The 21,667-nt window shown below is 49.8% G+C and carries 21 protein-coding genes; 10 read left to right on the top strand and 11 right to left on the bottom strand.

The genetic code is table 11. From position 1 onward, the window contains the following. The first annotated feature begins 162 nt into the window (after window positions 1-162). The 9 genes from QN395_RS17485 (at window position 163) to QN395_RS17445 (ending at window position 13,846) form a co-directional block, all read left to right on the top strand. Window positions 163-4,095, top strand: coding sequence for a GH36-type glycosyl hydrolase domain-containing protein (locus QN395_RS17485; protein WP_323492496.1), 3,933 nt, complete (start codon window positions 163-165; stop codon window positions 4,093-4,095). Beyond that, on the top strand, window positions 4,092-5,108 hold the full coding sequence (gene gnd, locus QN395_RS17480; protein WP_323492497.1) for a phosphogluconate dehydrogenase (NAD(+)-dependent, decarboxylating): 1,017 nt from the start codon (window positions 4,092-4,094) through the stop codon (window positions 5,106-5,108). Before QN395_RS17485 ends, gnd begins: the two co-directional genes overlap by 4 nt. Next, on the top strand, window positions 5,089-6,540 hold the full coding sequence (zwf, locus tag QN395_RS17475; protein WP_323492498.1) for a glucose-6-phosphate dehydrogenase: 1,452 nt from the start codon (window positions 5,089-5,091) through the stop codon (window positions 6,538-6,540). The genes gnd and zwf overlap by 20 nt, the downstream gene beginning before the upstream one ends. Window positions 6,541-6,914: 374 nt before the next feature. Beyond that, window positions 6,915-7,754, top strand: a complete 840-nt coding sequence (locus QN395_RS17470; protein WP_323492499.1) for a PRC-barrel domain-containing protein — start codon at window positions 6,915-6,917, stop codon at window positions 7,752-7,754. A gap of 241 nt (window positions 7,755-7,995) precedes the next feature. Further along, window positions 7,996-8,859 carry an ADP-polyphosphate phosphotransferase gene (locus QN395_RS17465; RefSeq protein WP_323492500.1) on the top strand — a complete coding sequence of 288 codons (864 nt, stop codon included), beginning with the start codon at window positions 7,996-7,998 and terminating at the stop codon, window positions 8,857-8,859. Beyond that, window positions 8,856-11,228 carry a phosphoketolase family protein gene (locus QN395_RS17460; RefSeq protein ID WP_323492501.1) on the top strand — a complete coding sequence of 791 codons (2,373 nt, stop codon included), beginning with the start codon at window positions 8,856-8,858 and terminating at the stop codon, window positions 11,226-11,228. The genes QN395_RS17465 and QN395_RS17460 overlap by 4 nt, the downstream gene beginning before the upstream one ends. Beyond that, window positions 11,225-12,259: a class I fructose-bisphosphate aldolase gene (locus QN395_RS17455; protein ID WP_323492502.1), complete on the top strand. Its 1,035-nt coding sequence runs from the start codon at window positions 11,225-11,227 to the stop codon at window positions 12,257-12,259. Before QN395_RS17460 ends, QN395_RS17455 begins: the two co-directional genes overlap by 4 nt. Window positions 12,260-12,315: 56 nt before the next feature. Further along, window positions 12,316-12,726 (top strand): DDE-type integrase/transposase/recombinase, encoded by a 411-nt coding sequence (locus tag QN395_RS17450; RefSeq protein ID WP_323493115.1) that lies wholly within the window; start codon window positions 12,316-12,318, stop codon window positions 12,724-12,726. A 32-nt stretch (window positions 12,727-12,758) separates the two neighbouring features. Further along, a protein-coding gene (locus QN395_RS17445) for an IS3 family transposase (RefSeq protein WP_323492503.1) occupies window positions 12,759-13,846 on the top strand; the annotation gives its coding sequence in 2 pieces (ribosomal slippage) (window positions 12,759-13,011 and window positions 13,011-13,846; 1,089 coding nt in all). An 82-nt stretch (window positions 13,847-13,928) separates the two neighbouring features. Here the strand turns inward: QN395_RS17445 and QN395_RS17440 are convergent. The 11 genes from QN395_RS17440 to QN395_RS17390 form a co-directional block, all read right to left on the bottom strand. Continuing rightward, entirely contained in the window at window positions 13,929-14,213 is a 285-nt protein-coding gene (locus QN395_RS17440) for a cyd operon YbgE family protein (protein ID WP_323492504.1), read from the bottom strand. Beyond that, window positions 14,210-14,332, bottom strand: a complete 123-nt coding sequence (gene cydX, locus QN395_RS17435) for a cytochrome bd-I oxidase subunit CydX (RefSeq protein ID WP_323492505.1) — start codon at window positions 14,330-14,332, stop codon at window positions 14,210-14,212. Before cydX ends, QN395_RS17440 begins: the two co-directional genes overlap by 4 nt. Before the next feature lie 21 nt (window positions 14,333-14,353). Continuing rightward, the gene (gene cydB / locus QN395_RS17430; protein WP_323492506.1) at window positions 14,354-15,490 is read right to left on the bottom strand and encodes a cytochrome d ubiquinol oxidase subunit II; all 1,137 of its coding nucleotides are present in this window, start codon (window positions 15,488-15,490) and stop codon (window positions 14,354-14,356) included. Next, window positions 15,487-17,070, bottom strand: a complete 1,584-nt coding sequence (locus QN395_RS17425; RefSeq protein WP_323492507.1) for a cytochrome ubiquinol oxidase subunit I — start codon at window positions 17,068-17,070, stop codon at window positions 15,487-15,489. Before QN395_RS17425 ends, cydB begins: the two co-directional genes overlap by 4 nt. After that, window positions 17,067-17,291, bottom strand: coding sequence for a cytochrome oxidase putative small subunit CydP (gene cydP, locus QN395_RS17420; protein ID WP_323492508.1), 225 nt, complete (start codon window positions 17,289-17,291; stop codon window positions 17,067-17,069). The genes QN395_RS17425 and cydP overlap by 4 nt, the downstream gene beginning before the upstream one ends. A 52-nt stretch (window positions 17,292-17,343) precedes the next feature. Then, a complete protein-coding gene (locus QN395_RS17415; protein WP_323492509.1) occupies window positions 17,344-17,598 on the bottom strand; it encodes a heavy-metal-associated domain-containing protein in 255 nt (84 codons plus the stop codon). A 97-nt stretch (window positions 17,599-17,695) separates the two neighbouring features. Further along, window positions 17,696-18,193, bottom strand: a complete 498-nt coding sequence (locus QN395_RS17410) for a TPM domain-containing protein (protein ID WP_323492512.1) — start codon at window positions 18,191-18,193, stop codon at window positions 17,696-17,698. 2 nt (window positions 18,194-18,195) lie between these two features. After that, window positions 18,196-19,044 (bottom strand): TPM domain-containing protein, encoded by an 849-nt coding sequence (locus tag QN395_RS17405; protein ID WP_416352064.1) that lies wholly within the window; start codon window positions 19,042-19,044, stop codon window positions 18,196-18,198. Next, window positions 19,041-19,673, bottom strand: a complete 633-nt coding sequence (locus QN395_RS17400; protein ID WP_323492996.1) for a LemA family protein — start codon at window positions 19,671-19,673, stop codon at window positions 19,041-19,043. The genes QN395_RS17405 and QN395_RS17400 overlap by 4 nt, the downstream gene beginning before the upstream one ends. Window positions 19,674-19,750: 77 nt before the next feature. Further along, a complete protein-coding gene (locus tag QN395_RS17395; protein WP_354362539.1) occupies window positions 19,751-20,401 on the bottom strand; it encodes a methyltransferase family protein in 651 nt (216 codons plus the stop codon). Then, the gene (locus QN395_RS17390; protein ID WP_323492995.1) at window positions 20,398-20,571 is read right to left on the bottom strand and encodes a DUF2933 domain-containing protein; all 174 of its coding nucleotides are present in this window, start codon (window positions 20,569-20,571) and stop codon (window positions 20,398-20,400) included. Before QN395_RS17390 ends, QN395_RS17395 begins: the two co-directional genes overlap by 4 nt. Window positions 20,572-21,217: 646 nt before the next feature. Between QN395_RS17390 and QN395_RS17385 the strand changes: the two genes are divergently transcribed. After that, window positions 21,218-21,667 (top strand): heavy metal-binding domain-containing protein (locus QN395_RS17385; RefSeq protein WP_416352063.1); only part of this gene is annotated, 450 nt, incomplete at its 3' end.

The following is a 21,667-nucleotide window of genomic DNA, read 5'->3' as shown; positions in this document are numbered from 1 at the left end:
GTGTGCCATCGCACAGAACTTGATGGTCTTTTCTTGTATAAGAGGAATTACTCATCGCCAAGCGCGTCTTCAGTTGTGTATCAAGTTTATGCCTAGCCGTTTCCAGTCCATCAACTGCTTTTTCGCATAATTGAAACCTAATGTGCGTTTGGATTCGATATCATGACCTCTAATTCCCACATTAACCATCAGATTCCCTTGCGCATATTCGACTGCCCCCATGCGCGGTCGCCAGAAGTGCAATTGCTGTCGAATGGCAGTTACCATGTGATGATTACGAGTGCTGGTGGCGGCTCCAGTAACTGGAAAAATCTCTCGCTTACACGCTGGACAGACGACGCGGTATGCGATAACTGGGGTTCTTTTTGTTACTTGCGAGATACCTCAAGTGGAGACACCTGGTCAACTGCATATCAGCCGACATTGCAAGATCCAGATTTCTATGAGGCAATTTTCTCGGATGGGCATGCGATTTTCCGACGTCGGGACCATGATATCGAAACGCATACGGATATAGTTGTTGCACCGGAAGATGAACTCGAGGTTCGGCGCGTGCGTCTAACCAATTGTTCTCTTGCGAACAGGACCATCGAAGTAACGAGTTATGCGGAAATCGTGCTGGCAACGCGTGCAATGGATGCAGGACACCCAGCATTCAGCAAACTGTTTGTTGAAACCGAGATCGTTCGTGAAGATAACGCAATTTTGGCAACGCGTCGGGCAAGGTCCTCCGATGATGCCATGCCATGGATGTTTCATCTACTGGTAACTCATCAGCCCATAGTCGGGGAGATCACTTACGAAACCAACCGTTTGCTATTTATCGGTCGCGGCCACTCCATGGTTGATCCTCAGGCATTGAGTGATAAGGCGACTTTGTCAGGAAGCGCTGGTTCAGTGCTTGATCCAGTGGCAGCGATTCGCTCTTGCATCTCTCTCAATCCGGGAGAGTCAGCGACCGTGGATATGATCACTGGGTGTGGTGCAACTCGCGCAGCATGCATGCAGTTGGTTGATAAATATCAAGATAAGGAATTGGTAAATCGGGTGTTTGCTGAAGCCACTGCTTGTCACCAAACCACTTTGAGCAGGCTGCATGTGACGGCAGCGGACGCACAACTGTTTGCACGACTTGCCGGTTCTGTCATCTATTCGCAGCCGTCATTGCGTGCCACGCCAGATATTATCTTGAAAAATCTGCAAGGCCAGTCCAGCCTATGGGCTTATGGAATTTCCGGCGATTTACCAATCGTCCTCCTGATAATGACGGACGAAGACAATTCGGGTCTGTTGCGCCAACTAGTACAAGCCCATGCGTATTGGCGCATGCATGGGTTGGCAATCGATTTGGTCATTCTCATCGAAGAGCTTGAAGATGCCCGACCTGGTTTGCATGAAAAGATCGCACCCCTAATTGCCGCAGAGAGCGAGATCAATCAGCTTGATCAGCCAGGGGGAATATTCTTACTGTCGAGTAAAAAAGTAGCGCTGGATGGACGCATCCTGTTGCAAACGGTCTCCCGCGTAGTTCTGCGCGATGTAGATGGGTCGCTGGCGCAACAGTTAAAAAGGGCTGGCGTAGTGACGTGTAATATTCCGCCACTGAAAGCCGCTTGCAAGCTGGATTCGGCCATACTAGCTGCAATCGAACTCCCGATCCGTGAACTTAGCTTTCCGAATGGCTTCGGTGGTTTTACGCCAGATGGACGTGAATACGTCATCAAGATTGAGCCGGGTCGTATGACACCGGCGCCATGGGTGAATGTACTTGCAAATCCGGGCTTCGGTTCCATTGTTTCTGAAAGCGGCAGCGCCAATACCTGGAGCGAAAACGCTCACGAGTTTCGCCTTACGCCCTGGTCAAACGACCCCATCGGCGATCCCAATACCGAGGCGTATTACGTGCGCGATGAGGAAAGCGGACACTTCTGGTCGCCCACTGCACTTCCGGCAGGTGGCGTAGCGCCGTATGTGACACGACATGGTTTCGGCTATAGTGTTTTCGAGCACGGTCAGGAAGGTATCGAATCCAGTCTATGCGTATTTGTTGCAATTGATGCGCCAGTCAAATTCGTGGTATTGAGCTTGCACAATCGTTCTGGGCGCGCGCGCAGTTTGTCGGTTACCGGCTATCTTGAATGGGTGTTGGGCGACGAGAGCACGAAAACAAAAATGCACGTCAGCACCGTGCTTGACCCCGCCTGCGGCGCATTGTTGGCTCGCAATCCTTACAACACCGATTTCGCGGGACGCGTCGCATTCTTTGATGTTGATGAGCTTGCCGATTGCAGTTATTGCGGCGACCGCGGTGAATTTCTCGGACGCAACGGCACGCTACGCAATCCCGCTGCGATGTCACATCCGCGCTTGTCAAATACCGTGGGTGCAGCGCTTGATCCATGTGCGGCCATCCGGGTACCTTGTGAACTTGCAGATGGCGAAAGACGCGACATTGTATTCCGGCTTGGCGCAGAGAAAGACATCCATGCTGCGCGCGCGCTGGTGATGCGTTTGCGCGGCCCTGATGCCGCGTCGGGCGCGTTAGCCAAGGTCAAAGCGTATTGGCTCCATACGCTAGGAGCAGTTCAGGTCAAAACACCTGATCCATCGCTGGATATTCTGCTCAATGGCTGGCTGCTTTATCAGGTGCTAGCATGCCGCATGTGGGCGCGCAATGCCTTCTACCAATCGAGTGGTGCATTTGGCTTTCGCGATCAATTACAGGATGTGATGGCGCTTGTGCACGCAGTTCCAGAACTGGTCCGTGCGCACTTGTTGCTGTGCGCGTCTCGACAATTCCCGGAGGGTGATGTCCAGCATTGGTGGCATCCGCCGATGGGGCGTGGTGTGCGCACGCATTGTTCCGATGATTATCTGTGGTTACCGCTGGCGACCTGTCGCTATGTACTCACGACTGGCGACATAGGTGTGCTCGATGAAATGGTTCATTTTATCGAAGGCAACGCGCCAAAAGCCAACCAGGAATCCTGTTACGAACAGCCAGTAATATCAAATGAAAGCGCCAATCTATACCAGCATTGTGTACGTGCGATCGAACGCAGTCTGCGCTTTGGCACGCACGGCTTGCCACTGATGGGCTCAGGTGATTGGAACGATGGCATGAATCTGGTGGGTGCGGGGGGGAAAGGTGAAAGCGTCTGGCTCGGTTTTTTCCTGTATACAGTACTAACACAGTTCAGCGAGCTTGCGCAGCGACGGAACGATTCATCCTTTGCGGCGCACTGCCTGAGCGAAGCGGCACGTCTTAAAGTTGCAATCGAAAACAATGGCTGGGATGGTGAATGGTATCGCCGCGCCTGGTTTGATGATGGTTCGCTGCTAGGCTCAGCCAACAACGCCGAATGCCGTATTGATTCGATCGCCCAAAGCTGGTCAGTGCTATCGGGCGCTGCTGAACCGGGAAGAGCCTGGCAAGCGATGAATGCGTTGGACAAACTGCTTGTGCGTCCAGATGCTGCGCTGATTCAGTTACTCGATCCACCTTTTGATAAATCGGAACCTAATCCTGGCTATATCAAGGGATATCTACCAGGTGTGCGCGAAAATGGCGGTCAGTACACGCATGCGGCAGTATGGGCCGGGATGGCGTTTGCGGCGCTGGGCGACACCGAGCGTGCGTGGAAATTGTTCACGATGATCGATCCGGTCAGGCATGCCGATTCTATCGATGCGATAGCGAACTACAAGACCGAACCCTATGTACTTGCATCGGATGTGTATTCATTAGCACCGCATATTGGACGCGGCGGCTGGACCTGGTACACCGGATCGGCAGGATGGATGCTGCGTTTTATGCTGGAATCGTTACTCGGTTTGCGCTTGGAAGCAAACCAGCTGCATTTTTCTCCCTGTGTACCGGCGGAATGGAAGTCATTTGACGTCCGCTACCGATATCGGGAAACCGTCTATCACATCACCGTGTTGCTGATTGATGGTGCAGATGGCAAGGCCATGCTGACCGTCGATGGCGTTGCTCAGTCAGGTGCCGCCATTCATTTGGTAAATGACCGCGAGAAGCATATGGTGGATTTACGAATTCAGGTAGCGCCCATTAAAAAAAAGGAAACAAAATGAATATCGGAATGATCGGATTAGGGCGCATGGGTGCCAGTCTGGTGCGACGCTTAAGCATGGATGGCCATCAGTGCGTAGTCTATGACATTGACCCAGCGGTTATCGAAAAAATTGCTGTGAACGGAATCGCAGGCGTGGTTTCGCTTGCGGACTTGGTCGAGCAATTACCACAGCCGCGTGTAGTCTGGGTGATGGTTCCTGCTGGTGTTGTCGGCAAGACTGTTGACGCACTCGCTGCCCACCTTGAGTCAGGCGATATCATCATCGATGGCGGCAACAGCTACTATCGCGATGACATTGCCAGAGCCGCGATGCTAAGTCCCAAGGGCATTCATTACGTCGATTGCGGCACTAGTGGCGGTGTGTTCGGCCTCGACCGCGGCTTCTGCCTGATGGTTGGTGGTGAAGTAGCTATCGTCAAACAACTGGATCCGATTTTCAAGAGTATAGCGCCCGGAATCGAGGCCGCGTCGCGCACTCCCGGCCGGAGCGGAACTCCCGAACCGGTCGAACATGGTTATCTGCATTGCGGCCCAACCGGTGCCGGTCATTTTGTCAAAATGGTACATAACGGTATCGAGTACGGTGTCATGGCCGCATATGCGGAAGGTCTGAACATCCTGAAAGGTGCCAACGCTGGCAAACGCACGCACGAGGCCGACGCCGAAACCACCCCATTGCGCGAGCCGGAATTCTACCAATACGACATGGATCTACCGCAAATCGCGGAAGTATGGCGGCGCGGCAGTGTAATTGGTTCCTGGTTGCTCGATCTGACCGCGACCTCATTGCTGCAAGATCCTCAATTGGAAAATTTTGCAGGCCACGTGTCAGATTCCGGTGAGGGACGCTGGACCATTGCTGCGGCTATTGATGAAGCGGTGCCAACTCCGGTGCTCAGTGCCGCACTCTATGAACGCTTCAGCTCTCGCGGTGAAGCAGAATTTGCCAATCGTCTGCTATCCGCGATGCGCAAACAATTTGGCGGACACGATGAAAAACAACGATCCTGAGATCAGCAAAAGCATAGAGGGCAGCAAGCATTCGGATGCACTGGTGCTGTTCGGCGTTACTGGCGACCTGGCACATAAGAAGATTTTTCCTGCACTTTACGCGATGGCAAAGCGCGGGATACTCACAGTGCCAATAGTTGGCGTTGCATCTTCGGCATGCACGTTGGCACAGTTGCGCAAGCGTGTCGAGGATGGCGTCAGACAGGCAGGGAAGATCGATGACAAACCGGCGCTGCGCCATCTTTTGTCCCTGCTACGCTATGTCAAAGGCAACTATGAGGATCCCGCTACCTTTGCCGCACTTAAACAGACACTGGACGGTGCCCACCGGCCAGCACATTACCTTGCCATTCCACCCGAGCTGTTTGCGACAGTGATCAAGGGGCTGGGTGCAGCCGGGCTGGCACACCAAGCGCGCGTTATTGTTGAAAAACCATTCGGACGTGACCTAGCGTCAGCCAGACACCTCAACCGAGAAGCGCGTGCGGTGTTCCCAGAGGATGCAATTTTCCGCATTGATCACTATCTCGGGAAAGAGGCTATTATGAATATCCTCTATTTTCGCTTTGCCAATTCTTTCCTGGAGCCGATCTGGAACCGCAATTATGTAGACAGTGTACAGATAACGCTCTCCGAAGATTTTGGCATCAATGGCCGCAGCGCGTTTTATGAAAGTGCCGGATGCCTGCGTGACGTAATACAGAACCATCTGTTTCAAATCGTCGCTTTGCTGGCAATGGAAGCCCCGGCCTATCAAGGCTTTGGCGCAGTTCATAGCGAAAAAACAAAGGTCTTTCAGGCCATGCGTCCATTGCAGCCGGACGATGTCGTCCGTGGTCAGTACGCCGGCTACCGGAAGGAGCCTGGTGTGGCAAAGCATTCAGATGTTGAAACCTTTTGCGCACTGCGTCTGGGGATCGATTCGTGGCGATGGAACGGGGTGCCATGGTACCTGCGATCCGGTAAATGTCTTGGTGCAAGTGCGGCAGAAGTTATTGTAAGGCTAAAGCCGCCACCCCAAAAATTGTTCGACGATTCCATGTCGTCGGCTGCGACTACAAATTATATTCGCTTCCGACTCGCGCCGAACTCCTCAGTCGCCCTTGCGGCCCGCGTCAAACGTCCTGGAAAAGAGTTTGTCGGCGATCAACGCGAGCTATATCTGCTTGACGATTATCCGGGGCAGGAAATGCCATATGAACGCCTGCTCGGCGATGCAATGGCTGGTGACGGTGCCTTGTTCGCGCGCGAAGATGCTATCGAAGCCGCCTGGGCAGTGGTCGATGCTGTCCTCACGAATCATCACCCAACTACCCTTTACCAACGAGGAAGTTGGGGCCCCGAAGATGCAAATTTACTGATAGCGCCTCATGGTGGCTGGCACAACCCCATACCAAGTGAAGCTCACGTAATTTGGACGGATAGCAAGTAATTGGAGCAATACCTGCCATGAACGAATTTAAAAAGATCAAACCAAAAATTTTCCCGCCGAAATACCTGGCGTGAAGGCGCCTGGTACGAACGATCGCATGCGGACCACGATCGTCAAAACCATCATGCCAAAATGGCGGCCGATTCTCATCATCGCGCCGCTGCTGCATACATCGCCGTGATTCAACAGAGAGGTACATAGTGAAGAAATATATCTGCTTTGTGCGCAAGCGAACCGACGCTGCGGCGCAAACAGCGCATGTTGAATTACTACTTAGTTGAACACTATCAATTTAATCACCGCCGTTGTCCCCCTTCTGTTTAGCCAAACCTTTTCGAACGATTTTCGTTAAAAAATTTGAAAGTGAGAACACTATGCTTCGCCAAAATAAAGACCTGCAAGAACTTTCGATTATCGCAATCGATGGCGTTATCGGTGACGTAAAGGATTTGTACTTCGATGACCAGGCGTGGGCTATTCGATATCTCGTCGTCGATGCCGGCTCGTGGCTGTTTAGCAGAAAGGTGTTAATTTCACCCATCAATGCTAGCAAGCCTGACTGGGTCTCCAAGTTGTTGCCGGTCTCTTTGACGCGAGAGCAAGTCAAGAACAGCCCTAATATTGACACTGACATGCCAGTTACACGGCAACATGAAACCGACTACCTTGATTACTACAATATTCCATACTACTGGGGTGGTATAGGCATGTGGGGCGGTGGCGAATATCCTTTCATGCTCTTGCCTGGTTACAATGGCAACATGCCTGCCACTGCGACGCTTGAAGAATCGGACCGCGTCCGTGCAAGTAGAGAAATGCGTCAGCGCGACAACAACCCTCACTTACGTAGTTGCAAGGCAGTGGTCGGTTACCACATTCACGCCAGTGATGGCGAGATCGGGCACGTTCAGAGCATGCTGGTCGACGAGGAAAGCTGGGCCATCCGATATCTGGTCGTGAACACGAGCAACTGGTGGCTAGGCCATGACGTGTTGGTATCCCCGCAATGGATAAAACACATAGATTGGGCGGAGCAGACAGTGACTGTTGACATGACCCGCGAAACCTTGAAGTTGGCTCCCACCTACGACCCCGCATACCCACTTGCACGCGAGATGGAAATGGCAGTCTACAAGCACTATGGGCGGGCAGGATACTGGCATTCGTTAGCAAGTTCCTCCGACAGAATTGTCCACAGCGATACGGATGCTTGATCCCGAGACTCTTATCTAGGCAACAGACGACTCGTCTCTGGTCGAGGTTGTCGATCTGGTGTCAAGGCTTGGCACCGATCTTGAACCTGGCCTTACTACCATGGAGGCGGTCAAGTGGCTGGAAAAGATGGCTCTAACAAATTGCTTGCTGCGCCCACCTGTCACTATGGCGCCGCGCGGCGACCAGCAAGAAGTCACATTTCGTTGCCATCCAGGCGTAAGTGAGCAACAAGGATTCGCAATGAAAATCGATGCCAAGGTATTTAAAGTGATAGAAGGTGATGAGGTGGACCTCGGTCTATGGAGCACGAACGTCAAATCGCTGTGCAAGTCGAAGAAGGCGTATCGAAAAGCGCTCCAGGACCATGTCGAGCAGTTGAGCGAGCAGCAACGCCTGCTCTACGCATCGAACCGCCAAGCCGTGTTATTGGTTTTCCAGGCGATGGACACAGCCGGCAAGGACGGAGCGATTCGCCACGTTATGTCGGGCGTTAACCCGCAAGGCTGCCAGGTGTTCAGCTTTCAGCATCCGAGCGCGCAGGAACTACAACACGATTTCCTCTGGCGGACCACACGCGACCTGCCAGAACGTGGGCGGATCGGTATATTTAATCGCTCCTACTACGAAGAAGTACTTATTGTGAGGGTGCATAGCAGCATCTTGCACAGCGAACAGCTCCCTGATGCGGCAGGAGACGAATCGGTCTGGCAAGGTCGCTACCGCTCGATCGTTGATCTGGAAACGCATTTGCACGCCAACGGCACCCGCATCGTGAAGGTGTTCCTGCACCTATCAAAAGAGGAGCAGCGCAGGCGCCTGTTGGCGCGCATTGACGAGCCCGACAAAAGCTGGAAATTTAGCGCGGATGATATTGGTGAACGCAAATATTGGGATGCCTATATGCAGGCTTACGGCCACGCGCTTGGTGCGACCAGCACTGTCGATTCTCCCTGGTTCATCGTGCCAGCCGACGACAAGGATAATGCGCGACTCATTGTGTCGCAGATACTACTTGACGCGATGGAAGGCTTAAAGTTGAGTTACCCAGTTGTGAGTTCTGCCCGCCGACAGGAACTGAAGGCTATTCGAAAGAAACTAAAATGAAATCGACCACACTTACTCCAGACCAATTATATAATATTGATGCCTATTGGCGCGCCGCTAACTATCTGTCAGTGGGGCAGATTTACTTGTTTGACAACCCTCTACTACGACGTTCGTTAGTTCTTTCTGATGTAAAGCACATGCTATTAGGACACTGGGGCACTACACCTGGTCAGAATTTCATCTATGCGCATCTGAATCGGGTCATCAAGAAATATGATCTCGACATGATTTATGTTTCCGGCCCCGGACATGGCGGCCCGGCGGTTGTGGGTAATACGTATCTTGAAGGCACCTACAGCGAAATATATCCCAACATCAGTCAGGACGAAGCTGGCCTGCAGAAATTGTTTTTGCAGTTTTCCTTTCCAGGGGGCATACCGAGTCATGCATCACCGGAGTGTCCGGGCTCAATTCACGAAGGTGGTGAATTGGGATATTCACTCAGTCATTCTTTTGGAGCAGTGTTCGACAATCCAGAGCTGATTGTTGCGTGCGTGATTGGTGATGGTGAGGCAGAAACCGGGCCACTGGCCACAGCGTGGCACTCTAATAAATTCCTCAACCCAGTGACTGATGGCGCGGTGTTACCGATTCTGCATCTGAACGGCTATAAAATTTCTAACCCGACAGTTCTTGCACGCATCACACATGAAGAGCTGGATCAATTGTTGCGCGGCTACGGCTGGACGCCTTACTTCGTCGAAGGCCACGAGCCTGCGCTGATGCATGAGGAAATGGCGCAGGTATTGGATGTGGCAGTTGAGCAGATTAAACAGATACAGCGCAACGCACGGGATAATGGAGACATCGCACGAGCACGCTGGCCGATGATTGTGCTCAATTCACCGAAAGGCTGGACCGGCCCAGAAGTGGTAGATGGACGCCAAATCGAAGGTACCTTCCGCGCCCATCAGGTGCCGGTTTTGGTATCGGAAACCGCGCCGCCAGAACATCTTAAGCTGCTGGAAGACTGGCTCGCAAGTTACAGGCCCGAAGAGCTATTCAATGAGCAAGGTCGCTTGCAGCCAGAACTGGCTGAACTGGCACCGAAGGGCGAAAGGCGAATGGGCGCAAATCCGCATGCTAACGGTGGCGTTCTGCTACGCGATTTGCACATGCCTGATTTCCGTGACTACGCGGCCAATGTACCCGAACCAGGTGTCAAGGGAATCGGTGACACGCATGTGCTCGGACCCTTCCTGCGTGATGTCACTCGTCTTAATGAGTCCCAGCGCAATTTTCGTGTGTTCGGCCCTGATGAAACGCTGTCCAACGGTTTAGAGGCCTTATTTGAGGTGACGCAACGCCAATGGGAAGCCGCGACATTGCCAAACGACGAGTTTCTCGCACCGCAAGGGCGGGTCATGGAAATGCTCAGCGAGCACCAATGCGAAGGCTGGTTAGAAGGCTATTTGCTGACTGGACGGCATGGTATCTTCAATTGTTATGAAGCCTTCATTCACATCATTGATTCAATGTTCAACCAGCACGCCAAGTGGTTAAAAGTAACGGCGCATTTGCCATGGCGGCGCAAAATCGCATCGCTTAATTATTTACTGGCCTCCCATGTCTGGCGTCAGGATCACAACGGCTTCACGCATCAGGATCCCGGCTTCATCGACCATGTCGTGAATAAAAAGGCTGAAGTGGTACGGGTTTACTTGCCGCCAGATGCCAATTGCCTGCTCTCGGTGATGGATCATTGTCTACGCAGTCGACATTACGTCAACGTCGTAATCGCGGGCAAACATCCAGCGCCACAATGGCTAACGATGGAAGCCGCCGTCAAGCATTGCGCCGAAGGCATAGGCATCTGGAACTGGGCAAGCCATGACCAAACCATGGAGCCTGATGTGGTCATGGCATGCTGTGGCGATGTGCCTACGCTTGAAGCCTTGGCCGCCGTTACCATTTTACGAGAGTATTTACCTGAGTTGAAGGTGAGGGTGGTCAATGTGGTCGATTTGATGCGTTTGCAACCGTCAATCGAGCATCCACATGGTTTGAGTGACACCGCTTTTGACGAGATTTTCACTATAAATAAACCAGTCATCTTCGCCTTTCATGGTTACCCTTGGTTAATCCATAGGCTGACCTACCGCCGCACTAATCACGACAACATCCATGTAAGAGGCTACAAGGAAGAGGGAACTGTTACTACACCTTTTGACATGACGGTGCTTAATGATCTGGATCGATTCCATTTGGTGATAGATGCAGTTAACCGACTACCTCAGACAGGTGATAAAGGCATTGCCATAATACAGCGGATGAAGAGCAAGTTGATTGAGCACAAGGCGTATATTGATAAGAACGGCCTGGATATGCCGGAAATCCGTAACTGGAAATGGAGTAATTCCAAATGAATGCTCAGCAATTGATTGATACGGCACAAGCGCTGTTCGCCAACGACAAAGGCTTGCTGGCAATGGACGAAAGCAATCCAACCTGCAATAAACGATTCTCAGCGTTGGGAATTGAACAAACTGCAGAGAAGCGGCGTGCTTATCGAGAATTGATAGTGACCGCTCCTGGCCTCAACGAATCTATCAGTGGTGCAATCCTGTTTGATGAGACGATCCGGCAGAAAAAAAAGGATGGTAAGCCCTTGATTGAAGTACTTATTGATGCAGGCATTATTCCGGGCATCAAAGTTGACACCGGCGCCAAGGACATGGCAGCGCATGTCGATGAGAAAATAACCGAAGGTCTGGACGGTCTGCGTGAGCGGTTGAACGAATATGTTGCATTTGGGGCACGTTTTGCCAAGTGGCGCGCAGTTATTTCGATTGACCAGAACATTCCAAGCCGTGCATGCATAGAGGCTAATGCGCATGCGCTAGCACGCTATGCAGCGCTTTGTCAGGAAGTTGGAATGGTTCCGATCATTGAGCCTGAAGTGTTGATGGATGGCGCGCATTCCTTGCAGCACTGCGCGAAAGTGACAGAACAAGTTTTGCATGCGGTTTTCGACCAACTTATTCGGCAAAGTGTCATGTTGGAAGGAATTATCCTTAAGCCCAACATGGTGCTGCCAGGCTTGGCATGCAACAGTCATGCCCCCTTGAGTAACTCACTGGAGGAAGTGGCCGATGCGACAGTAACGTGCCTGTTGCGAGCTGTCCCCGCTGCAGTGCCTGGGGTCGCATTCTTATCGGGTGGTCAACTTGGTGAGATCGCCTCTGCTCGCTTGAGTGCGATGATTCAGCGTTTCAACGCGTATTTGCCATGGGCACTGGGATTCTCATTTTCTCGAGCGATTCAATTTCCCGCATTGGAGATTTGGCGCGGGGACGACGCAAACGTAAAAGCAGCCCAACAAGCTCTGATACACCGTACATTCTGTAACCGCGCGGCGCGGCGCGGGGAATACGATGCGTCGTTGGAGCAGGTATGACCGCTACCAGGTATTGTCAACTTACGGAGGCTGGCAAAATATTGTAAGGTGGCGAGATGAAAAAATCTCTACTCTATCGCGGGTTCCGCTACCCAGCAGAAATCATCAGCCATGTCGTGTGGCTCTACTTCCGGTTCGCGCTGAGTTTTCTCGACATAGAAGAACTAATGGCCAGCCGTGGCATCATAGTCACGTATGAGACGATCCGCCAATGGACGTTGAAGTTTGGCCAAGGCTATGCCAATGAGCTTCGCCGGCGTCAACCGCAACGCGGAGACAAATGGCATCTCGACGAGGTGGTGCTAACAATCAAGGGCAAGCACCATTACCTACGGCGTGCGGTCGATCAGAACGGACATGTGCTCGATATTCTGATGCAGAGTCGGCGCAACCGACAGCCGCAAAACGTTTTTTCCGCAAGCTGCTCAAGGGTAATCCCCCCAGCAAATAATCGGACTTATAAGTAGAATTTTCTAAATATGATTTTTAGAGGTTTTACATGAAGACATCCCGTTACACCGACAGCCAGATTATCGCAATCCTGAAGCAGGCAGAAGCTGGCTCTCCTATCCCAGAACTTTGTCGTGAACATGGCATGAGTTCCGCTTCGTTCTATAAGTGGCGAGCCAAGTATGGCGGCATGGATGCCTCATTAATGGCGCGTATGAAAGAGTTGGAGGAAGAGAATAAACGTCTCAAGAAGATGTATGCAGAGGAACGACTCAAGGCAGAAATAGTGGCTGAGGCACTCGCAAAAAAGTGGTAGCGCCATCTCAGCGTCGAGAGATGGCGCGCTGGGTGGTTGACCAACGGCGAGCAACAATCAAAGTAGCTTGTTTAGCATTCGGCATTAGCGAAACCTGCTATCGTTACCAAGCTAAGCTTAACATTGAGAATGATGTCATAGCGGACTGGCTAATTCGTCTCACAACAAGTCAGCGTAACTGGGGCTTTGGGCTGTGTTTTTTACATTTACGCAATGTGAAAGGCTTTCGATGGAACCATAAGAGGGTATATCGGATATATCGTGCGCTCGAACTTAATTTTCGGATCAAGCCACGCAAACGTTTAGTAAGAGAGCGTCCACAGCCATTGTCGGTTCCATCTGAGATTAATCAAGTTTGGTCAATGGACTTCATGCACGATCAGCTAAGTGATGGTCGCAGTATTCGTTTATTTAACGTGATTGATGATTTCAATCGCGAAGGGCTTGGAATAGATGTCGACTTTTCATTACCCTCCGAACGCGTCATACGTTTGCTCGACCAGATCATTGAATGGCGCGGGCAGCCTCGGATGATTAGGTGCGACAATGGGCCAGAGTATGTTAGCAACGTCACCCAGGCATGGGCTGAAAAGCGCGGTATTCATATTGAGTTCATTCAACCTAGGCAGCCACAACAGAACGCCTACATTAAACGATACAACCGAACCGTACGCTACGATTGGCTGGCTCATCACCTATTTGATTCACGTGAAGAGATTCAGAATTTTGCAACCAAATGGTTATGGACTTACAATCATGATCGTCCCAATACTGGGATCGGCGGCATTACCCCGAAACAAAAGCTAGCAATTGCCGCTTAGCCTCTACTTATCGGCCGCATTAAAAATGGGGGGATTACCAAGCCACCTACTTTATTATGAAGAACTCGAAAATACATGGTATCTATAAAAAAAGTTTAAGCAGCCCGGCAAGTAACAACGCTGCAAAGCAAGCCCAGAATGAAAACAGCCAGCGCCCCACTGCATTCTTTGGCACAAAACCTACACCATATACAAATCCAGCACTCATCGACCAAAATACCAGCGTCGCCAAACCATGCTCGACCTTTCCCGATGCTGTCATCAACAACGGTGGATAGGCAGTGCCGCCAACCATAATGCTCACCGAAATAAGTAAGCACAATATCTGCATGCCGAGCGCGGTGCGAGTTGTTGACTCTGCTTTCATAATCCTGAATCGTCCTGATGACCATCACGTCGAGCCGCCTCATTTTCGCCCCACATAGCGTTCAATACAGCTAGAAGCAGCGCGAAACCGACACCTAAAATCCAAGCGAAATACCACATGTTATTACTCCTTTTTTCCTGTTAATAGGCGCTATGTTCGTTAGCTTTAATTTGTTCGATGGTGACCTTGCCGCGCATCACGCGATAAGCCCATGAGGTATAGAAAATAATCAACGGCATAAAAATAAGCGTCGCCCAAAACATGATGCCCAAAGTGAGATGGCTCGATACGCTATCCCACACAGTCAAACTAGCATTCGGCATACTGGAAGAGGGCATTAAAAATGGAAACATTGACGCACCCGCTGTGCCGATCACACCCACTAGAGCAAGCGACGATGTGACGAATCCGATTAATGTCCGGCGCGCCAACAGCAAAACGGTCGTCAACAATGCGCCTGCAATAGCTAATAGAGGCAAAATCCAAAGCAACGGCTGCACGCGATAATTATTCATCCATGCGCCCGATTCATGGACTACAGTTTTACTCAGCGGGTCGGACAATGCCGCAGTATCGATCAGGGAGCTAATACGGTATCCGGGAATGACTTGTAACCAAACGCCTGCAGCTATGAACGCAACGATCATTACCACGGCCGCCCCAATGGCACCTTTGATCGCACGTTGTTGTACCGCGCCTTCAGTACGGTGCGCCAAATATGTACCGCCCTGCATTGTGATCATCGCGCTGCTAACAACGCCAGCAAGTAAGGCAAACGGATTAAGTAATTGCCAGAACGTTCCTGTGTATGTAGAGGCCATGTAATTATCAAATTGAAACGGGACGCCTTCCAATAAATTACCGAAAGCCACACCAAAAATAAGCGGAGGAACAGCGCCACCGATAAATAAGCCCCAATCCCACACACTGCGCCAAGTTGAATTATGGATTTTGCTGCGATAGTCAAATCCCACCGGACGTAAAAATAAAGCCCACAAAACCGCTAACAATGCCCAATAAAATCCGCTAAACGCAGTCGCATACACAAGTGGCCAAGCCGCGAAAATCGCACCGCCACCAGTAATAAACCAAACTTGGTTTCCTTCCCAGTGCGGCCCGACTGTGTTGAGTACGACCCGCCGCTCCAAATCGGTTTTGCCCACGAAGGGTAACAAGGTTCCTACGCCCATATCATGTCCATCCATGATCGCAAAGCCGATCAATAAGACACCGACGAGTACCCACCAAATTATTTTAAGTGTTGGATAGTCAATCATTTTGCTGCTCCTAAGAGATTATCTGCACCATGTGTTGTTTCAAACTGATACCGCCCCGTTCCTAAACTACCTGGGCCTTGGCGCGCAAACTTAACCATCAAATACATTTCTACGATCAATAACACGGTATAAAACGTCACGAATCCGGCGAGAGATCCATACAAACTATTGACACTCAATGTGGACACGCTTAAATACGTTGGTAGCACACCATAAATAGTCCAAGGCTGACGACCATACTCGGCCACAAACCAGCCTAGTTCGCAGGCAATCCAAGGTGCTGGCAGCATCCAAAGCGCCCATTTGAGTAACCAAGGACTTTTTTCTTTGCTGGCTTTAATCGTGCTAAAAAAAGCAATTCCAAATAAGGCCAACATCGCAAAGCCAAGACCAACCATAATTCGGAAACCCCAGAACATTGGCGTCACACGCGGTATCGTGTCGTTCACCGCACGGTTAATAAATTCTGGCGTTACTTGATCCATATCACTGACATATCTTCTGAGAAGCAAGCCAAAACCAAGATCGTTTTTGTTGGCATTAAAGATGGCTAAAGCTTGCTCGTCATAGCGATTTTTTCTCAATACCTCTAATGCTTTAACCGCCACGATGCCGCGTACCACCCGCTTATGATTTTTGATTTTAATATCATGGATACCGGGAATTTTCTTACTGACCGACCGCGTTCCGATCAGCCCCATTACCCAAGGGACTTCCACCTCCCAGTTATTTTTTTGCTCCGCTTCGTTGATATCGGCAATCAGTGTTAATCCAGCCGGTGCTGGCTTGGTTTCCCACATCGCCTCAATGGCGGCCATCTTGGTTTGCTGCGCTTCACCTACGGTGTAACCCGATTCATCACCCAGCACAATTACACTCAAAGCAGACGCTAAGCCAAACGCCGCAGCGACGCCGAAACTGCGTTTTGCAAATTCAACATCACGGTTGCGCAGTAAATACCAGCTAGAAATCGACAACACGAACATCGAACCAGTTAAGTAACCAGCCGAGACAGTGTGTACGAACTTAGCCTGTGCATCAGGATTAAAAACAACCGCCCAAAAATCAACCATCTCCATACGCATCGTGAGATAACTAAATTCTGCGCCGACCGGATTTTGCATCCAGCCATTGGCAATCAAAATCCATAACGCTGACAAGTTCGTGCCGACGGCCATCAACATGGTAACCAGTAAATGTTTTGGTTTACTTAAGCGGCTCCAACCAAAAAAGAACAGGCCAATCAAAGTGGATTCTAAAAAGAACGCCATCAAGCCTTCAATCGCAAGTGGTGCGCCAAAAATGTCACCCACATAATGCGAGTAATACGCCCAGTTGGTACCAAACTGGAATTCCAGCGTGATACCGGTAGTAACGCCCAAGGCAAAGTTAATACCAAATAATTTTCCCCAAAATTGGGTCATGTCACGCCAAATTACTTTGCCCGTCATCACATAAACGCTTTCCATGATCAGCAACAGCCAGACCATGCCAATCGTGAGAGGGACAAACAGGAAATGGTATAAGGCAGTAGCGGCGAACTGCAGCCGCGAAAGATCAACCAATTGTTCTGAAATCACTTCGATACTCCTTCAGAATTTGCGGGGACACCAATGTGTGTAGCCATGAAATCAGCATTAACCACAACGCTACTATCACGAATAAAAAACCACCACAAACCTATCAACACGACGAACTTGATTAGCACGGCGATGGCTAAATGGAGAAAAAGGGAACGGGGTTTATGGGTGTAGATCAGAAGAGGCGTCGTAATCTTTTTTATGTCGAATGCTGGTGTCATAAACATCTCCTGGACACAAGGTAATTTAGCTTTTCATTGTCGAGTCAATACCTTAACCGCAGCAGCCGCCCTTGGACTGATGTTTGCGTGCGGCAGAAGAACCATCGATGCCGTAGCCAGCTTCCTCAATTGCTGCTTTTAATTGATCGGGTGAGCTCCTTGCTTCATCGAATTGCACCGTAGCTTCACCCTCTGCGAGTGACACGTTGACCTCGCTCACACCCGAAACTGCTTTTAGAGCTTTTGTTACGGTATTAATACAGCCACCGCAAGTCATTCCCGTTACCTTTAAATATTCTGTTTGCATGGTAGTGCTCCCACTCTATGGTTTGTTTAATGCTCATTCGATAGTAAGTCTTAAATCTTGATGTTTTTTTTTCCATTGAGACGATAAGATCATTTATTCATAACACCATCGGTTTATTTGATAACTCATTACGGCCATTACCCGCAGCGGGGAAATGTTCCGCTAAGGAGGCTGTCACTGCCTGAATTCCATTGATGACACCACCTTCATAATTGCCTTGTTTAAAAGCTGTTTCCATCTGACGACAGATCTTTGTCCACTCTCTTGAATGCACCTTCGAATGGATACCGCGATCCGCAATAATTTCTACATCCCGATCGGCATATAACAAATAAATCAATACGCCATTGTTATATTCGGTGTCCCACATTCTCAACTGAGAAAACACGTCGATTGCCCGTTCTCTTGCAGTTTGCCCCGTAAAGAGTGGCATACCGTCCAGCGCGCCTTCCACAACGAAACGAATTTCCCCTACATGCGCCGTTTCGCTACGTTTGATCGACTGTTCAATTATGGTCAAGGTTCTACGGGTAAAAGTTCGGCTGACTTGCCAGTGGGTCATAGTGAGATGTTTGGCTATGCGCTTGATGTTCATCACTACCACCTTCCGGATGCGCCGCCACCACCAAAACCACCTCCGCCACCCCCAAACCCGCCACCGCCGCCACCCCGACCATATACCCCGGCGAGCCCACCCATGCCACGCCCGACCATACCCCCACTGATCAAGGTAAATAACAGAGCAATGGCTCCGGCACTCAAGGCAATGGATAATGCCCCTGCAAACAACCAAGCCACTCCAGCCACCGCCACGCCCGTTACAATCGCACCCGGAAACCTGCCGAGTATCGAACGCAACAACCCACCTAACATGACGGCAACCACAAAGATAACCGGCGCGAATTGCCGAACATCTCCAAGATCGACATTTGATTTTCCTGTGGATGGCGGTAGCGGCTCGCCGTCAATTACTTTCATCATTTGATCTAACCCAGCTGTGATACCGCCATAGAAATCACCTTGCTTGAAACGAGGGGAAATTATTTCACTGACGATACGTTTGCTCGTCGCATCGTTAAGCGCGCCCTCCAGGCCATACCCCACTTCAATCCGCAATGTCCTGTCGTTTTTAGCAATAACTAAAATTGCACCATCATCCACTTTATTTCTGCCCAACTTCCATAACTCGGCGACGCGCAAAGCATATTGTTCAATTGTTTCAGGGTTGACTGTAGGCACGATTAAAACTGCAATCTGGCTCCCTTTTTTTGCCTCAAACGTTTGTAGTGTTTGTTCTAAAGTAGATTTTTGTTCTGAATTTAGGGTTGACGTCTGATCAGTCACTCGTCCGGACAAAGGTGGCACTGGCACTTGTGCAAAGGCAATCAATGACGAGCCAAGTGCAACGGCAAAAAGGTATCCTTTTACCCAATTTGCGGTGATCACTTTGGTGCTCCTTGGGTATTGTCGGGCGATTTTTGTGACGTTGGTCCAAACTCCACTTTAGGCGGCTGTGAAATCTCTTTTTCATTTTCTACCGTGAAGTTGGGCTTCTCTTTAAATCCAAATGCCATCGCGGTTAAATTAGAAGGAAATGAGCGCACGGTTACATTGAATTGCTGTACAGCGCTGATATACCGATTTCGTGCAACGGTAATACGATTTTCTGTACCCTCTAACTGGGCTTGAAGGTCACGAAAATTTGCATCTGATTTAAGCTGTGGATAATTCTCTGTAACTACAAGTAACTTAGACAGCGCGCTCGACATTTCTCCTTGCGCCGCCTGAAACTTAGCAAAGGCTTCTGGATTATTAAGCAATTCTGGGGTTACTTGCATGCTACCGATTTTGGCTCTGGCGTTGGTAACGCCCAATAGAACATCTTTCTCCTGAGTCGCGAAACCTTTTACGGTATTGACCAAATTAGGGACAAGATCTGCCCGACGTTGATATTGATTCACAACTTCTGACCAACTAGCCTTGATTTGTTCGTCGTTGCTCTGCAATGTGTTGTAACCGCAGCCTGACAGGCTGAGTGAGGAAAGTATGAGCAGGAAAATCCAAAATTTACGCATGGTTATTACTCCAGAAGATAGTTAAGCCTGCTCGGGAGAGCTGATAAGACATTCGGAAAAGAGATTGAAGTTTAATTTTAGGCATGCGATGGTTCTGCGAAATGTGGGAAGAAAGCGGGAGTCGTCGCATGGTACCGAGCGTATGTGTCACCAAAATCTCGTTGTGCCTCGTGCTCCTCACGCCTTGCAAGGCGCACATACATGAATACAAGAATTGGAAACATAATCAATGTGACCAAGGTTGGCCATTGCAGTAAGAAACCAAACATGATCAGAACGAAGCCGTCATACTGGGGATGACGCACTCGCGCATACGGGCCAGTAATTGCAAGCTGATGATTTCTCTGGGCTTCATATAGCTTTCTCCATGCCGAGGCGAGTAGCCAGAAACCTAGTCCTATTAAAATATTACTGACTATATGAAACGGACCAAAATGCGGATTGCCTTGCCAACCAAACATAACTTCGAATAAGTGACCTGCGTCGTGTGAGAAGAAATCAACGGTTGGAAAGCGTTGTGATAACCAACCAGAGAATAAATAAATAGTTAATGGAAATCCGTACATCTCGGTAAACAGCGCAATTAAGAAAGCCGAAAATGCGCCGAATGAACGCCAATCGCGCGATGTTTTCGGTTTCGAAAAGCTAAACGCGAAAACAATGAACATCAGTGAATTGATGATCACGAGCGACCAGAGTCCGTAAGCAGGAGCCTCAGAATGATTCACTTTTGATCTCCGGAAATATCTTTTTGCCCTGCGTGTTGATGGTGTCCGTGGTCGCCGCTGTGCATAAAAAAATGCATTGCTGAGCAAGCGATCAATAGCAAAAATGGAAGGTAGTGAAGATAGCTATCAAGGTGCACTCTGTGCCCCCAAATCAGGAGATATGCAGTCACAGTAAAAAACCATCAACACCGACTTGAACGTTGCGTGGGAGAAGCGATTTTGGTGCGAATGAGGATCATGATCCATCTCTTTCTCCTGGTATTTTAGATTCCGGACTATTCGTTATCTAATGATATTTATATTGTCAGTAGAGTCATCGTATTGCCCAACTCACTACAAGTCCAGCCGCAAATATAGAGATCTGCGGCTATTGCAATGACTCTTGATTTACATCAAATGAACACTGAGTACTCCCGTCCCAATACTCAATTTTGCAAGGTAACTTGTTCTAAATTTTATTGCGCTTACGCAATCCTGATGACAATCTGACTCTATCAATATGAAATTTTTCTTTTAGTTTTTTTACCTGATCCGTAAAACTGAAGGCACTTTAGTTTTGTAACTTGTGCCTTAATCATCGTACTGTCTGTACGCCAACGCGCTTTGTTAAAACATATATTGGGTTGTAATGGACGTAAATGATGCTATTTTTAGCTGGAGAGACAGTTGTTTGCCCCGCACGTTTCCGCTGTTTGGTTAGCATTCATTGGATTTGATTCAGCGCAAATAAACAGGAAGTTTTTTACCGACTTTGTCAGTATGAGAATACTCTTGGCTCTTATTAATATTTACTAATATTTACCAATGAGGCTTCCTATGAACGTTGCGCCATCGAAGAATATTCTGCACTCTGATCGCAATCCTAGCAGTGAGGCCGCAACGGTCCTGCCAAGCTTACAATCACTCAAAGTCCCCGTATGTGGCATGAAAGTGACGCCACAGTCACCCAATGTTGTGCAGCACGAAGGTCATTCTGTGTATTTTTGTCGTGCTAGCTGTAAAAGCAAATTTGCAGCGGATCCCGCTAAATATCCATTTCATCTTGATGATCAAGTTGAAATGGTACCTGTCGTGACCGAGCCTGTCGTTGCAGGAACAATCTACACTTGCCCAATGCATCCAGAGGTGCAGCAAGATCACCCCGGTGCGTGCCCAAAATGTGGCATGGCGCTTGAGCCTGAAATGCCAGTGTCAAACAGCGTCGTAAATTTTCCAGTTGTCAGCGCGGGGCGTTTCCAGAGAGATTCACAGAAGCCCTTGCGGCTA

Source organism: Undibacterium sp. RTI2.2 (assembly GCF_035018705.1).
Lineage (GTDB): Bacteria > Pseudomonadota > Gammaproteobacteria > Burkholderiales > Burkholderiaceae_D > Undibacterium.
The sequence above is the reverse complement of the archived record's forward strand: the minus strand, read 5'-3'. Positions and strand labels throughout refer to the sequence as shown.